13 protein-coding genes are annotated in these 16738 nt (G+C 40.3%); all 13 read right to left on the bottom strand.

Annotated elements, in window-relative coordinates:
• Window positions 1–153: 153 nt before the first annotated feature.
• On the bottom strand, window positions 154–747 hold the full coding sequence (locus IE222_RS12455) for an RQC domain-containing protein (RefSeq protein ID WP_191273241.1): 594 nt from the start codon (window positions 745–747) through the stop codon (window positions 154–156).
• Between the two features lie 60 nt (window positions 748–807).
• Window positions 808–1299: a hypothetical protein gene (locus tag IE222_RS12450; protein ID WP_191273239.1), complete on the bottom strand. Its 492-nt coding sequence runs from the start codon at window positions 1297–1299 to the stop codon at window positions 808–810.
• A 214-nt stretch (window positions 1300–1513) separates the two neighbouring features.
• Complete coding sequence (locus IE222_RS12445; protein ID WP_191273237.1) at window positions 1514–2284, bottom strand: NAD-dependent protein deacylase; 771 nt, start codon at window positions 2282–2284, stop codon at window positions 1514–1516.
• Window positions 2285–2310: 26 nt separating this feature from the next.
• Window positions 2311–2709: a YkvA family protein gene (locus IE222_RS12440; RefSeq protein ID WP_191273235.1), complete on the bottom strand. Its 399-nt coding sequence runs from the start codon at window positions 2707–2709 to the stop codon at window positions 2311–2313.
• 177 nt (window positions 2710–2886) lie between these two features.
• The gene (locus IE222_RS12435) at window positions 2887–3240 is read right to left on the bottom strand and encodes a truncated hemoglobin (RefSeq protein WP_191273233.1); all 354 of its coding nucleotides are present in this window, start codon (window positions 3238–3240) and stop codon (window positions 2887–2889) included.
• Between the two features lie 156 nt (window positions 3241–3396).
• Window positions 3397–4047, bottom strand: a complete 651-nt coding sequence (locus tag IE222_RS12430) for a vWA domain-containing protein (protein WP_191273231.1) — start codon at window positions 4045–4047, stop codon at window positions 3397–3399.
• Between the two features lie 70 nt (window positions 4048–4117).
• Window positions 4118–5104, bottom strand: a complete 987-nt coding sequence (locus IE222_RS12425; protein ID WP_191273229.1) for a macro domain-containing protein — start codon at window positions 5102–5104, stop codon at window positions 4118–4120.
• Between the two features lie 298 nt (window positions 5105–5402).
• Window positions 5403–5489: a putative holin-like toxin gene (locus IE222_RS26920; RefSeq protein ID WP_223282685.1), complete on the bottom strand. Its 87-nt coding sequence runs from the start codon at window positions 5487–5489 to the stop codon at window positions 5403–5405.
• Window positions 5490–5622: 133 nt separating this feature from the next.
• A complete protein-coding gene (locus IE222_RS12420; protein ID WP_191273227.1) occupies window positions 5623–6843 on the bottom strand; it encodes an SEC-C metal-binding domain-containing protein in 1221 nt (406 codons plus the stop codon).
• A 106-nt stretch (window positions 6844–6949) separates the two neighbouring features.
• Window positions 6950–8800: an asparagine synthase (glutamine-hydrolyzing) gene (asnB, locus tag IE222_RS12415; RefSeq protein WP_191273225.1), complete on the bottom strand. Its 1851-nt coding sequence runs from the start codon at window positions 8798–8800 to the stop codon at window positions 6950–6952.
• 47 nt (window positions 8801–8847) lie between these two features.
• Window positions 8848–10185, bottom strand: a complete 1338-nt coding sequence (glnA, locus tag IE222_RS12410) for a type I glutamate--ammonia ligase (protein WP_191273223.1) — start codon at window positions 10183–10185, stop codon at window positions 8848–8850.
• Window positions 10186–10309: 124 nt separating this feature from the next.
• Window positions 10310–14809 (bottom strand): glutamate synthase large subunit, encoded by a 4500-nt coding sequence (gltB, locus tag IE222_RS12405; protein WP_191273221.1) that lies wholly within the window; start codon window positions 14807–14809, stop codon window positions 10310–10312.
• A gap of 502 nt (window positions 14810–15311) precedes the next feature.
• A complete protein-coding gene (locus IE222_RS12400; protein ID WP_191273219.1) occupies window positions 15312–16733 on the bottom strand; it encodes an aldehyde dehydrogenase family protein in 1422 nt (473 codons plus the stop codon).
• Between the last annotated feature and the right edge of the window lie 5 nt (window positions 16734–16738).

The raw sequence follows: 16738 nt of genomic DNA, 5'->3' as shown, positions 1-16738 counted from the left end.
TAATATTTAGTATAAAGGATTTATAGAGTTGATTTCCAAGGTTGTTTTTATGTGGGGGTGCAGTAGTCAAAAGCTCGGGATGAGATGTATGATGGAATGAATAGGAAAAGGCTAAATCGTTTTTACAGATTTAGCCCTTGTGAATGAAGTATGTTAGTCAATAACCCTTGCAACTTCATGTCCGCATTTTTTACAAGTACCATGAAGCACGATTCCATGCTTTGATTCATCAACAGTATAATTTTGAATTTGGACGACATCTACACAGTTGGAACACCAAACATTCCGCTCAAGTTGTCTCCGGAATTCTTCAGGAATGGACATCCATTGTTTATATGCGGAAAAAGAAATTGTCTCGTGATTGGTTTTTTTATTGGAATCTTCTTCTTGTTTTTCGGCAAAGGTTTCATGTAAAATTTCCATGCCTTTATCAGTTATTTCAAGCAAAGGGATTCCAAAACCCTTATTAATCGATAAAAAATCATTAATAATCATCCAGTCAACCATCGCAAGAACCTCTTTTTGGGAGGTGCCCTTAAATGCCCCATATACAGGACACTGATCCCATCCATCTTCCAACAATTTTTTATCTTTTGATCCTGTAAGAATTTTTACCAGCATCGTACGGCCGCCGTACATTTCCAAATCAGCCGCGCCCTCAAGAATGGTTATAATTTCAATATCCGACAATTGTTCAATTCCCATTGAATCAAGTTCAAGACCGGCCTTCTCCACTTTTTTACTCAAATTTGCACCTTCTTAGAAACTTTTCTGTCTTAATTAATAGTCAGTATGGACTTAAAGGATTTATTTCTTCCAATAATCATAAATAAATTCTTTAAACAATTCATTTAATGCAGCCTTTTTTTGTTTCATAAGCCATTCTGCCTGATCAATCGGCAGCTTAAGTTTTAATTTTACTTCTACATCCGGCATCTCGACTTTCCTAATCTCCTCAAGCGTAATGCCTTCTTCAATGTTTGGAAACGATGCATCATTTTCATTAACAATAGGAAACTCTCCATATTCCAGCATGTCCTCCAGCTCAACGTATAAATTCAGCTGCGGCAAGCCCCCTGACAGACTGTTTACATGCATGATCGAGTTGACCAATCTCCCATCCTCTAATTCTATTTCAACAATCAGATTATCCAATCCCCTATATCTATTCACTGTCACTTCACTTACTACAACATCTAATTGTAAAGAAATACTTTCGATCGTTTCATAAATATAAATTGCACTATTAAAAATGCGTATACTTTCTCCATCTATTTTCACCGATTTAACTTCAACCATAAAACCGTCCCCATGTTTCATTCTAACTACCATAATACTATAATTATACTAATTTTTCTAAAATGAAAGGAGACCTCCTTTAAATGGTTTTTATGATCCATTAAGAGATCTGCTAATTTGTTTTTATAAAAAGAATACACCAAAGTCAAATCTGGTTCTGCTGCTTTTTGTAGTAGGAAATAGAAAGAAGCATGAGAAACCTCCCCATGCATCTTCAACGTCTTAAATTTCTATCGATTTGTTCTAAAATTTTTCCGATGGATTCTTGAATGACATATGTTCCAGCTTGATGGTCGTAAGGAGTATCTCCCTTATTAATAATAATCAGCGGGACATCCCGCTTTCTGTATCGAGGAAAACTTGAAAATGGTGTCACCTTAAGACTTGTTCCTAACACTAATATACAATCGGCTTGATCGATGTATTGAAGAATGGTATGAAATCCCTGTGCAGTGAACCACTCACCAGCATCTCCAAACAAAACAACATCCGGCTTTATATAGCGGTCTTTTTCCCGTTTGGATTGACAATGATTGCAAATATAAAAATCCTCCATCGTTTGCATTCGTGAAACCATTTCCTCCGTCGGATAGATTTTTCTACAATTTAAACATGAGGCGGTTTTCATCGTTCCGTGGAACTCGATGACCTGTTGACTTCCTGCTTTTTGATGAAGGCCATCAATGTTTTGGGTAATAATATGCCGAACTTTACCCTGACCCTCCCATTTTGCTAGAATTTCATGTCCTTTATTCGAAATGGCATCGGGATGGTAAAGATGCTCTACGGCAAACTGATAAAAGTCTACCGGATTGTAATAAAAATAATCCAATGAAAGAATGTACTCCGGCGCGTGCTGATATACTCCTGTTTTCGACCGAAAATCCTTGATCCCCGACTCCGTGCTGATTCCGGCGCCCGTCAGTACAACGATGTTCTCCGCGTCTCTAATCAGATTGGTACATGTTTCGATAGTGCTAATCATTATAAAAACACCCCAAGTTCTTCCTTCTATTCCTGATGGTTCATCTTCCAAGCCTTAAATTTATCAAGGTCACTGACAACCTGTTTGATGGCGAAACCAATTACAGCTGCGTCATCAAAAAGTCCTAATCCTACAATAAAATCGGGGATTAAATCCACAGGTGAAACAAAATAAATGATGGTAGCAATGATTGTAATGATTGATTTTGCGGGGATTTCCCGATAATCTCCTTTAATCCATGCTTTAAATGCTTCAAATAAAAGCTGCAGTTTTTCCCAAACCTCTGTCAGCCTGCCTTTTCTGTCATTCGCTTTGTTTATTGCTTTATATAAAAGGTTCTCAGCTTTTTCTTTATCGTGCATGTATTCTTTCGCTTTTGATTCATATTTTTGATAGCCATTTTCATAATCCTTCTTGTTTGGCATAGCTCGTACCTCCTTGGTTTCTATTGGCTGCCGCACTAACTCTTAGCCTAGGCTTTTTGTTCCCAATTACTGAATTAACTTTTTTTTCCGGACTTGCAGTCGCCAATCTAATTACAATTTATCATTAAAATACCACAAAAGCGCAGGAAACAATCGTTTCAGCTGCGCTTTTATAAATTAAACTATTTTTTTTAACAAAAACTCAACTTTCTCTTTAAGACGTTCTTTTACACTTGGGTCCATTTCCATTTCGTCCATCGTTTCTTTCAATTTGCCAAACCATATGGCTGCTCTCTCGGGTGAAATTTGGAATGGATGTCGTTCTTTTACTTGATTTGCTTGCTTGCCTTGCTCCTGAGCAGAATCCTCTGAAACGAGACGACTAATAAAAACTCTTTGCCGTTCTTTTAGTATTTCAACATCGACGTTTCTTTCTTTAAACATGGATACATAGTAGGAGTCTTGTAAAAGCTTGTCATAAAAGCGCTCTACCATTTCATTTACTTTTTCTTGTTCTAATAATACTGGCATATTTACCCTCTTTATCTATAATGGAATAATTTCTACTATCATTATAGTGTAAACTGAATTCAAAAAAAGTGACTTACATCACGATCATGTCTTTGACGAAAAAAAGAACCCTTTCTTTCCTTTTTAACAGGGTTCCCAACGCTTGATTTCAAGTTATTAATTTCTCGATCGTCGATTAAAGTCGCGCTCAATACCTTTTTTCCAACTTGAATCAATCCTATTTCCGCTTCGAAGGTTTGTCACAGCCTCGCTAACTGCCTCATAATTCAGCTGAGTTCCAATTTCATCCGCATGATAATCAACGGCGAAGTCCTCTTCAATTCCAAATTGGGCAGCGGTAGAGATAGCATCAATATTCGCGCCAAGGAATAAGAATTCCCAGCCAAACTTCTCTTTTTGGAACTGAACCATCTTTTTGATTTTCATCTGTGTGAATTCTCGGCTGGCATTTTCCATTCCATCCGTAGTTATAACAAATAAAACCTTTTCTGCTCGTTCTTCCGTGCTCGTTTTCTTTTGTACATTTATGATTTTTTGAATGGTAAACCCAATCGCATCTAATAATGCCGTTGTTCCTCCTACTTGATAGTCCTCTTCAGTAATAGAAGAAATGCCTCTCACATTAATGCGGTCGTGCAATAATTCGTATCCGTGATCGAATAATACAGTTGTCACGACGGCCTCTCCTTCTGCTTTCTTCTGCTTTTCAAGCATGGCATTATATCCGCCGATCGTATCCGACTCAAGGCCTGCCATCGAGCCGCTTTTATCTAAAATAAATACTAATTCCGTTTTCATACTAATCATCCTCCGTTTAGTTGATAAACAAAGGATAACAATAATTCAAAAAGAATTGGTCGCTTCGAAAGCGACATTTTTAAGCACCAAGGAGCGGCTGGTCAAATGTAAATAACACCTGATTGATTTCATGTATATCGTATTGCCCATGTTGAATAAAGAATTCAATGATGACATCAAATTTACTGCTGCGTGATAATGTATAGCCTGCTGATGTCAGCAGGTCAATCGTTTCGTCCATATTTAATCGTAAGGCAATGGCAAAAGCGACGGCAGTTTTCTTTTTTGGAGTATAATCCACCCCATTCCGAATTTTTGAGAATAGCCGCCTGTCAATATTCGCCCTTTTATATGTCTCCACATCGGTCATACCTTTTTCATCGATAATCCGAAGGAGTCTTTCGGAAAACGATTCATCGAGCTGGTCTAATAGGTCAACCAATGAATATTCCGCTTCATGATAAACATCTTGCTGAAGAATTTCAACTTCCCGTATTTCCTCAATTCTATTACGTTGAAAGAACGTTTCTACTTCATTAACATAATGATCATCAATATATTGATGAATGGATGTAAATAACTTCTGGCTGAATCCGAAAGCTTTCTTGTCAAAAACAACAAGATAAACCTGCATATCATGCTTCATTAAAAATGAACTGATAGTGGATATGGCAATTTGTAAAGCTTCCTCTTTTGGATAGCCATAAATACCAGTTGAAATTAATGGAAAAGCAATTGATTCGCATTGATAATTTTTTGCCAGTTCCAATGAACTCCAATAAGAAGACCTAAGCATTGCCGCTTCTTGATAGGAACCTCCTTGCCAAATCGGTCCCGGGGTATGGATGATATATTTAGCATCCAAATTAAATCCGTCCGTTATAATAGCTTCACCCGTCTTACATTCCCCAATTTGATCACATGCCTCTTGCAGCTGGCCGGCTCCCGCTGATTGAAAAATCGCACCGCAAACACCGCCGCCCATTTTCAATTTGGTATTGGCAGCATTAACAATTGCGTCCACCTTCATCTTCGTAAGATCATGACGAACAATTTCTAACGGCATAAGCTCTTCCCTTCCCTATAAACGTTCTTTTTTCTTATTTTACCAATCAGTTTAGATGAAGGAAATCAAAAAGGCGAGTTGAACCTTGGTTATAGGTCTTTCGTATGAGAAATAACAACAAAATTTTTTTAAAAAATAGTCTTTGTGAAGAACATCAGTTATAATGGAAGTAAGATATTCATACATTAAAAAAAGACCGAACATGGCTGGAAACATGTCCGGTCCAGCAATAGGCGGTTCCCTCTAAGGGGGCGGCTAAGGACAGAATAATCCACCAGAGCGCTAACTCAAGGGTGGATTATTTTTTATGGTTATGAAATGACAGAATCGCCATGACTAAGCTGGCAAATGATAGTGCTAGCATCAAAGCTTCGAAAACTGTCAAGCGGCATCACCCCCTTTCTAATTGGGAGCGGGCCGACCACCCTTGAGAAATCCAATTCTATTGCTTTTTTATTTTAGCACATTATTCATAAAAATAGAACATATGTTTTGTGTTCGTCGAACGATTTATTCTATTATTTGCCACAGCACTTCTTAAACTTCTTCCCGCTTCCACACGGACATGGGTCATTTCTGCCAATTTTCTTCTTGGCTGCGAAATCATAGACTTTGCTCTCGTGTTCTGGAAGGTGCAGCAAGGACTTCCTCTCCTGTGCTAATAACTCTTCAGGTGTATAGCCTTTAAGGAACCATTGTCTCGTGCCATTTATAAGATTAACGACTTTTTCCATGCATGCCTGAACTGTTTCCATATTTGGGAATTCAAGCCGCGTTTCCAACAACTCAAAAATTAAAGCCGGTTTCTCCCCGAATTGAGTCGCATATATGCATTCCTCTACAATCTCTTCCGCTTCTTTCTTACTAATTTGATAGTTTAGGGTTAGAAAGTGGACAAACTGAAGGTAGCTTTCATTACGGTCGTTGAATTCTGGTTCACCAGCTTTCAGCAAATCTTCTTTCGAGAATGGGAAAAACGGGAGATCTTTGCGGATTTGATGTTCCTGTTTTACTCTTTTAGGATCTAATACTCTGAAATAGGAATAGCCGGATTGATCCTTTTTAATTTGTTTATAGTAGGATTTAGCTTCCTCTATCACACGCAGATAATCTACGAGTCTGATCCCTTCATTCGAATATTTTTCTAGCAAATCGCTAATTTCACTAAGATTCAAAGTTCCGTAATAATAGAGAAATCCTTGCGTAAGCTTAATCCATTCCGTATTCCGACGGCAAATGGACATGATTTGCTCATTATTGTCTTGGAAAAAAAGACTTTGGATAACCTCCTGCGGTATGACAGCAACCTTTATCCCATTTAACGTACCGGTAAAAAGAATACCGCTGTCACGAAAAAAGCCATACTGATGTGGTTCTAATGATGGATTTTCAATGACTCCGCCTTTGCGAATGATTTTTTGAATCAGCTTATAGCGCTCTTGATCTAGGTACTGGCAAGTTCTATTTAACGAAAGCGGAATCTCTTTACTTAATAATTCGATGAGATCCGCTTTTTTTAATTGGCTTGCGCCACTGATTTCCAAACGTTTTCTAATATTACTCAATTCATCTTTTGTAAGCCTTTCGAGCGCATCCTTCATTGTCAGAGGAACAGAAATCTCGCTCCACCTCTTCATTTCTTGTTTCTCTTCCATTTTCCGAGACATTTCCTTCATTCTCCCTAATGCATTAAGTAATTGTTTAGAAACTGCCTCATCTATGTTGTTATTATTACTCAAAATTATCACCTCGGAAAAATTTCATAGTGTCTATTATAACAGAAAAACAAGACATGGGGACGTACTTGTTTTTCCAAGGTAAAACACAAGTACCGTCCCCATATTATTAGCTGTCAAGAATATTAATTTGATAGTGTTCCAGCCAAGTATTGATTTGAATAAAATAAGCCAGAAGCTGCGGGCCGGTCATCAACTGCCCGAACCAAGGAGTTTTGAAGGAGTTCCCATCAGTGTCGATAATCTCTTTCATCTTTTGCTTTGAAACTATTTCGAGTAATGGAGAGGTTTTGTTATCTAGGATAGAGGAAAGCTGTTTTTTGACGAGTTTCATATATTCTGGGTGATGGGTTTTTGGGTAAGGGCTTTTTTTCCGGTAAAGAACATCATGAGGGAGATCCCCTTCCAACGCTTTACGTAAAATGCCTTTCTCCCTCCCATCTAACATTTTCATTTCCCACGGAACGTTCCAAACATATTCCACAAGACGATGATCCGCAAATGGGACCCGCACTTCCAAGCTGGCACCCATGCTCATGCGATCCTTTCTTTCTAACAAGGTCGTCATAAACCAGACCATATTCACGTAAAACATTTCCCGGCGCCGTGCTTCTAATGGACTTTCCCCTTCAAGCGTCGGCACCTCCAGAATGGTCTCTTGGTAACGCTCATACGCATATTCTTTTAGATGAAGTTTCTTCTGCCAATGCGGATTCAGAAGCTGCTGCCGCTCATCCAGCGATTTCATCCAAGGGAACCCGCCTTCAAGCAGCAATTCATCCCGGTAAAACCATGGATAGCCTCCAAAAATTTCGTCGGCGCATTCGCCAGATAAGGCAACCGTATAATGCTGCTTAATCCGTTCGCAAAACCACAACAACGAAGAATCCACGTCAGCCATCCCAGGTAAATCCCGCACTATAACTGCATTTGTTAACTGTTTCGCAAGCTCTCCATTATCAATAATTTCCGAATGATGGACGGACCCTAAATACTGCTGCATTTTTTGAATCCATGGTGTATCTTGATCAGGCTGAAAAGAATTTGCTTTAAAAAATTCATGATTTCGATCATAATCAATCGAATACGTATGAAGCGCTCCCCTGCCTTCCTTTTTAAAATAAGCGCTGGCATATGCACTGATCGCACTGGAATCAACCCCTCCTGATAAAAATGTACAAACAGGAACATCTGCCACCAATTGCCGTTCAACCGCATCTTTTAAAAGGTATCTTACCTGTTCAACCGTTTCTGCTAATGAATGGGGATGCTGATTGCTTTTTACATTCCAATATCTACTTATCTTTAAGCCGTTTTGATCATAACGTAAGACGTGTGCAGGCCTAAGTTCTTTGATGCCGCGAAAGACGCCACACCCTGGAGTACGGGAGGGGCCGAGTCCTAACACCTCAAGGAGCCCTTCCCGATCAACCTCACATTTCACATCTGGGTGTGCGAGGATTGCCTTCAATTCAGAAGCGAATAGCAATCTTCCATTCTCTTCTTTGTAAAATAGAGGTTTGACACCAAGGCGATCCCTTGCCATAAATAACTTTTTCGCTCGATGATCCCAAATCGCAAATGCGAAAATTCCATTTAAATGATCGACGCATTGCTCTCCCCATTCTATATAGGCTGTTAATAATACTTCCGTATCAGAATGAGATCCAAATTGGTGTCCTGCTTTCAGCAATTCCTGCCTAATTTCTTCGGTATTATACAATTCTCCGTTATACACCATTGTAAAGGTACGCCCGTTCCCCGCCTTGGTCATCGGCTGTGCTCCCCCAGAAGGATCCACGACAATTAGCCGTGTATGACCTAGTAATGCTTGCGGTGCGCTCCAGACATTGGAGGTATCGGGACCGCGCTTGTTCAATGTTTCCGCCATTTTTTTCACGATGAATACCTGCTTCGTTAAGTCTTGATGCCAATCAACCCATCCTGTAATTCCACACATGATTCATCACTCTTTTCTATGAAATAATTTTCCGAAAAACAGTCAGCTTAAAATTGTTTCATATATTGCTCACGTTCCCACGGATGGACAACAGTACGGAAAATATCCCATTCAATTTCTTTTGCTTCCAAAAAGTGCTGAAATAAATGGTGGCCTAAAGCGGCGGTGATTACTTCATCACCTTTAAGATTTTCCAGGGCATTTGATAAGTTTGCTGGTAAATCAATGATGCCATGTTCTACTCGTTCTTCTTTAGACATCTCATAAATGTTCAAGTCTACAGGAGCTGGCGGAGTTAACTTCCTCTTAATTCCATCCAATCCTGCAGCAAGCAGAACAGCCATGGCTAAATAGGGATTGGCAGCTGGATCGACACTGCGAACTTCTACGCGAGTACTTAGACCGCGTGAAGCTGGGATGCGAATTAACGGGCTTCTGTTTCTGGCAGACCATGCTACATAGCAAGGAGCCTCATATCCTGGCACTAATCGTTTGTAAGAATTCACCGTCGGGTTCGTGATTGCCGTGAAATTAGGGGCATGTGCCAAAATCCCGGCAATAAAATGTCTGGCGGTTTCACTAAGCTCAAGGTCGCCATTCTTTTCAAAAAACACATTTTCCCCATTTTTGAATAAAGACAGGTTACAATGCATTCCCGAACCATTGATTCCAAACAATGGCTTTGGCATAAAGGTGGCATGAAGCCCATGCTTTCTGGCAATCGTTTTGACAATCAATTTAAATGTTTGAATATCATCACAAGATTTCACGGCATTTTGATATTTAAAATCTATTTCATGCTGTCCCGGAGCGACTTCGTGGTGTGATGCCTCAATTTCAAAGCCCATTTCTTCAAGCTCCAGCACAATATCACGTCGGCAATTCTCCCCGAGATCGGTTGGTGCCAAATCAAAGTAACCGCCATGATCATTCAATTCCATCGTTGGTTCATTTTTATCATTTAATTTAAATAAGAAGAATTCAGGCTCTGGTCCTACATTAAACTCGGAAAAGCCCAGTTCATTCATTTCTTTTAACAGTCGTTTTAAATTACTGCGCGGATCTCCTTCAAACGGTGTTCCATCTGGATGGTAAATATCACAAATGAAGCGGGCAACTTTTCCTTTTTCCGCTGTCCATGGAAATATCACGAAGGTGTCAAGATCGGGGTATAAATACATATCCGATTCTTCAATGCGGACAAACCCCTCTATGGAGGAACCGTCAAACATCATTTTATTATCCAGTGCTTTTGGCAGCTGACTTATCGGAATTTCCACATTTTTAATCGTTCCAAATAAGTCCGTAAATTGTAAGCGTATGAATCGAACGTTTTGTTCTCTAGTAATCTCTAATATTTGTTCTTTTGAATTAGAATTTGTCATTTGTGAATCCTCCTTTATTTATCGGCGAATTTTAATCATTTATCGGCGATTTTAGATAACTTTTCGGCGAATCGAAGTGATATAACGGCGAATTTATCGTTTTATCGGCGAATTACTTTTTTCATTAATGACTCATTCCTCCTGCCTGCATGATTCGTTTGTATTCTTTTGGTATGATTTTCACGCAGTTACTGATCGTATGATCCCATTGCCGAAGTATTTTCAATGCTTTTAGGCTCCCTGTATGTTGGAAGTGTTTCATTAGCAGTTGTTTTACTTCGTTTCTTTCATGGGAATCATCTACAATCTCAAAGTCGATAAATTCCTGATTACACTGTGTTTTCAATGTTTTTTCATCCTCTGTAAATACGTAAGCCGTTCCACCGGACATTCCAGCTGCAAAATTTTTGCCTACAGGACCAAGTACGACAACACGACCGCCCGTCATATATTCACAGCCGTGGTCGCCAATTCCCTCTACAACCGCATGAATGCCGCTATTCCTGACACAAAACCGTTCTCCGGCCTGCCCTCTAATATAAGCCTCACCTGAAGTTGCCCCATAAAAAGCAACGTTACCGATGTAACTATTTTCTACAAATCCAAAAGTATACTTATCAGATGGACTTACTATGATTTTTCCGCCGGATAAACCCTTACCAACATAATCGTTGGCGTCGCCTTTCAGCATGAGTGTAATTCCTTTTGGAAGAAAAGAACCGAAGCTTTGGCCCGCTGTTCCAGTGAATTCCAATTGAATGGTATCTTCCGGAAGACCTTCACGACCATATCGTTTAGTGACCTCACTGCCTAATATCGTGCCGACAGTCCGGTGAATGTTTTGAATTGAAAAACTAGCTTTTACCGGTTTTTTCTTAGTTAGAGCAGGCTGACAAACCTCTAAAAGCTTCTTGCAATCAAGTGATTTTTCAAGTCCATGGTCCTGTGTACGCTGGTTAAACATTTGACCTTTTATTGCATTCTCAGGCTGATAAAGAAGCGGCGATAGATCTAGGTCCTTTGCTTTCCAATGGCTGAGTGCTTGCTTACTTTGCTTTAACAAGTCTGATCTGCCGACCATTTCATCAATTGTTCTAAAGCCAAGTTCCGCCATTAATTCACGAACATCTTGGGCAATAAATCGCATAAAATTCACGACATGCTCAGGATCGCCAAGGAACTTTTTACGAAGTTCCGGATCTTGAGTTGCTATACCGACTGGACATGTGTTAAGGTGACAGGCACGGATAAGCACACATCCTAAAACCACAAGTGCCGCTGTTGCAAAGCCGTATTCTTCAGCCCCTAACAGTGAGGCCAATACCACATCACGGCCAGTCATCAATTTTCCATCGGCCTCCAAAACCACTCGGTCACGCAAACCGTTTAGCATTAATGTTTGATGTGTTTCTGCTAACCCCAACTCCCATGGCAGGCCGGCATGCTTGATACTTGTTCTTGGTGCAGCACCTGTTCCGCCATCTGCACCACTAATTAAAATGACATCTGCCAGCCCTTTGGCTACCCCGGCTGCTATGGTGCCAACACCTGATTTCGCAACAAGTTTGACACTAATTCTGGCTTTTGGATTAGCATTTTTTAAATCATAAATAAGCTGGGCTAAATCCTCGATAGAATAAATATCATGATGCGGCGGCGGTGAGATTAAACTAACTCCAGGCGTTGAGCCGCGTACCTCAGCAATCCACGGATATACCTTACTGCCCGGTATTTGCCCGCCTTCACCGGGTTTCGCACCTTGGGCCATTTTGATTTGAATTTCATCGGCATTTACTAAATAATGACTGGATACACCGAAGCGTCCGGAAGCAACCTGCTTGATGGCACTACGGCGCAGATCGCCATTCTCATCAGGGATATATCGGTCAGGATGTTCTCCGCCTTCACCACTATTGCTTTTTCCACCAATTCGGTTCATCGCGATTGCTAACGTTTCATGTGCTTCTTGACTAAGAGATCCGTACGACATCGCCCCTGTTTTAAAACGGCGGCAAATGGATTCGACTGATTCTACTTCCTCAAGCGGTATAGGTGTAGTTTCCCTAAAATCGAACATGTTGCGAATAAAAATGAGCTGTTCCTTATTTGCTTTTTCAGCATATTTCTTATACATTTGATAATCATTTTTCCTGCAGGCTTGCTTCAACAAATGGATCGTCTGTGGTTGAAATGCATGCACTTCCCCGCCCTTACGCCATTGGAACTCACTTCCTGCTTCAAGACCTTCCTCCGTTTGAAACGCTTGTTGGTGACGCAGCAGCGTTTCATCGGCAATCGTATCTAGGCGGATCCCTTCTAATTGGGATGTTGTCCCTGTGAAGTATTGATCAATAACAGTAGAATGGATACCGACTGCTTCGAAAATTTGTGCTCCCCGGTAACTTTGTACAGTGGAGATCCCCATTTTGGAGAGAACTTTCACAACACCGCCAGTTACAGCTTGAATATAAGTTTGAATGGCTTCTGGAGAAGTCATTTCTTTTATTTGACCATCCATTACAAGTTCTTCAATTGTCGAAAAAGCGAGATAGGGATTAATCGCATCCGCACCGTATCCAAGGAGGGTACAAATTTGGTGAACATCCCGTGCTTCCCCCGTTTCTACAATAATACTGACCTGCGTTCTTGTGCCATTGCGGACAAGAGAATGGTGAAGACCGCTTATGGCAAGTAAGACTGGGATTGGCGCAAATTCCTTGTTCACCTGCTGATCAGATAAAATAATGATGGAAACACCATTGGCAATCGCTGCTTCCACTTTTTGAAACAATTCCTGCATCGCGTCCTCAAGATTTCCTTTTTCTTTGTCGGCTGGAAAAACAATAGGAAATGTTTTGGACTGGAAGAATTTCATATTAGAGTTTCGTATTTTTGCAAGTTCTTGATTTGTCAAAATTGGAGTCTCTAGTCTGATTCGCCGGCAGCTTTCAGCATCAGGGTGTAGGAAGTTCCCTTCTGCGCCAAGGTAGCTGAAAGTTGAGGTAACAAATGGTTCTCTGATCGCATCGATAGGCGGATTGGTAACCTGGGCAAATAATTGTTTGAAATAGTTGTATAAGAGCTGCGGCCGGTTAGAGAGCACGGCTAATGGGGTATCACTTCCCATGGACCCAATTGGATCCTTACCATCCACAGCCATGGGCATAATTTGGTTCATTACTTCTTCTGTTGTGTAACCAAATGCCCGCTGGAATTGGGATAATGAAATATCATTAATATCTTCAATGTTTGTAACGTCTGGTAAATCATGAATTGAAATACTTTGTTCATTTAACCATTTGCGATATGGAAGACGACTTGCCAATTGTTGTTTTACTTCTTTATCTTTAATGATTCGGCCTTTCTGTAAATCAACAAGAAGAATGGTCCCTGGACTTAATCGTCCTTTTTCAATAATTGTTTCAGAATCAATATCCAAAACACCCGCTTCAGACGATAAAATAATCGTATCATCATCGGTGATATAATAACGTGCTGGGCGAAGTCCGTTTCGATCGAGCATGGCGCCAATCTGTTTTCCATCTGTGAAGGCCAATGCTGCTGGACCATCCCATGGCTCCATAAGATGACTATGGAATTCATAAAACGCTTTTACGTCATCAGCCATTGTTTCGTCATGTTCCCACGCTGCTGGTACCATCATCATCGCTGTGTGTGCTAACGGCCTGCCAGTTAAAGTTAAAAATTCTAGAACATTATCAAAAGAGGCAGAATCACTTCCCGTCTTTTCAATTATCGGTAAAAGTTCTGCGGAACCTGCGCCCAAATCTGAATATTCAATCATTTTTTCGCGTGCAGACATCCAGTTTACATTGCCTTGTAGCGTATTGATTTCTCCGTTATGGACTAGATAGCGATTAGGATGTGCTCTTTCCCAGCTTGGAAACGTATTGGTGCTATAGCGAGAGTGAACCATCGCGAAAGCAGACTCGGCTGTTTCATCTTGCAGGTCAAGATAATACTCCCCTAATTGTTTTGGAGTTAACAATCCTTTGTACACAATGGTTTTGGAGGATAAACTTACGACATAAAAGGTTTCGTTTTGTGCAAGCTGTTGTTCTCGAATGACCTTTTCTGCCCGTTTCCGGATTCGAAACAGCTTCCGCTCAAATTCAAGTCCATCTGCTTCGTTTTTTGATTTGGCAATAAAAACCTGTCGGATGAATGGCTGGGTCTGTTTTGCTGCTGCACCAATCGTGGTATCATCAGTCGGAACGGTCCGCCAACCGAGTATTGTTTGCCCTTCTTCCTCGATAAATTGCTGTAATACTTCTTCACAGCACGAGCGAAGTTCTGAGTTTTGAGGAAGAAAAATCATGCCTACAGCATAGGTCCCCTCTTTAAGTTTGTTCAACTGTGAACATTCTCGCTGGAAAAATTTATGTGGAATCTGAATCATAACCCCTGCACCATCGCCAGTATCAGGGTCACTGCCATTTCCCCCCCGATGTTCTAGGCGACAAAGCATCGATAAGCCTTGTTGGATCATTTGATGTGATATTTCCCCTCTAAAATTGGCAATAAATCCAATCCCACATGCATCATGTTCATGTTTCGGGTCGTATAACCCTTGTTTTATTGGCAGATTAAATGATGGTTTCATCTGTTTTCACCCTTTCTTATGGATTATTGAGAACATGTAACTCATCCAAATTGAGTTTGTTTTTTGGAGTATTGTTCTTGGTTTTTATAATATGCGAAAAATTCCATCTGAACAATATACGTTTTATATAGATTCAATCTAATTTTGAGATTAATTAAAGGTTTACGCTAAATAATGATAAGTTCATATTGTCTGCGGATTTAGAATGTAGTTAGGGCAACTAGGAGGGCCAACGTGGCTGCTGTTAGCAGGAAAATTGTATTACCGTCACGTAGAAGCGGCCTACGCGACCGAAATGGGAAAAAAACCTGTGTTACGGTCACATAGAAATGGTCTACGTGACCGTACATAGCGAGAAAACAGGTTTAGCTTCCCGAAGAGGAAGTCTGCATGCGTAAGCTTAGGATACAAACAATCTACATGCGCTTATTAATAGTTTCCCAGATTCCCCTTTTCTTTAAACAACAAAGGGACGAGGTTTAACCCCCTGTCCCCTTGATACTTAATCTTGATTCCAAACAACTAGTTTCATTTCAGTCATTTCTTCAATTGTATATTTTAAACCTTCACGGGCATTGCCGCTTTCTTTTACACCGCCATATGGCATTTGATCTACCCGATACGTCGGGATATCATTAATCATCACGCCGCCCACATGTAATCGCTTAGAAGCTTTGAATGCAGTGTTAATATTATTTGTAAAAATACCTGCCTGTAATCCATATCTCGAATCATTTACATGATCAATACCTTCATCTACATCTTTAATTGAATTTATCGTTACGATTGGGGCAAATACCTCTTGGCAAGAAACTTTTAAATGGGCTGCGGCATTAACGATAATGGTTGGCAATAATACATTATTTTCAATCCGGCCGCCTGTAATAAGATTGCCGCCTTCATTAACTGCCTCATCAATCCATGCCTTAGCTCTTTCAAGATCTTTCAGAGAGATGAGCGATGATAGATCGGTGTTTGCATCCATTGGATCACCTATTACTAGCTTTTCAGTTGCCTCTTTGAATTTCGCTACAAAAGCATCCAAAATATTTTCATGAACATAAATTCTTTGTAGGGAAATACATACTTGACCTTGGTTTGAAAAAGCCCCAATGACACACTTTGGAATAATTTTATCTAAATTTACCTTGTCATCTAAGATGAGGCCTGCATTAGAACCGAGTTCTAATGCTACTTTCTTCAAACCCGCTTTGTTTCTAATCCCAATTCCTACTTCCGGGCTGCCGGTAAAAGTGACCATACTGACTTTATCACTATTGACAAGTCTGTCACCGACAATCCGACCGCTTCCCGTCACCACATTGAAAGCACCCTTTGGTACACCAGATTCCTCCAAAAGTTCCGCTAAGAAAAAGGCAGACAACGGTGTTTGTGACGCAGGCTTTAAAACGATTGTATTACCCGCCGCAATCGCGGGTCCTACTTTATGCGCCACCAGATTCATCGGAAAATTAAATGGAGTAATAGCAGCAACAACACCAATTGGCTCTCTTAAAGTGTAGCCCAATCTATTGGCTCCGTTTTTCGCCGCATCCATGGGAATCATTTCACCATGAATCCGTTTCGCTTCTTCTGCTGCAAACTTATACGTTTCAATGGTTCGATCTACTTCTGCCATAGAGAATTTTAACGGCTTAGAAGATTCCAAAGAAATAATTTGAGCCGCTTGTATTCTTTTTTCATGGAATAAACGAACTAATTTTTCAAGAATTTCAGCTCTCTCATAAGAAGTTAACTGAGCCATTGCTTCTCGTGCATTGTAAGCAGCATTAATTGCTTCATCCACTTGATTTTCTGAAGCTTGAGGTATTTCTGCAATCTTTTCCTCGCTATAAGGTGAAAATAGATTTGCATATTGTTCAGCCGCTATCCATTCCCCATTAATATATAATTTCTTTTTCATGCCAG

The organism is Neobacillus kokaensis (assembly GCF_014656545.1).
In the GTDB taxonomy this organism is placed as follows: Bacteria; Bacillota; Bacilli; order Bacillales; family Cytobacillaceae; genus Neobacillus; species Neobacillus kokaensis.
Note: the sequence above shows the minus strand (reverse complement) of the source record. Positions and strands in the feature narration are given on the sequence as shown.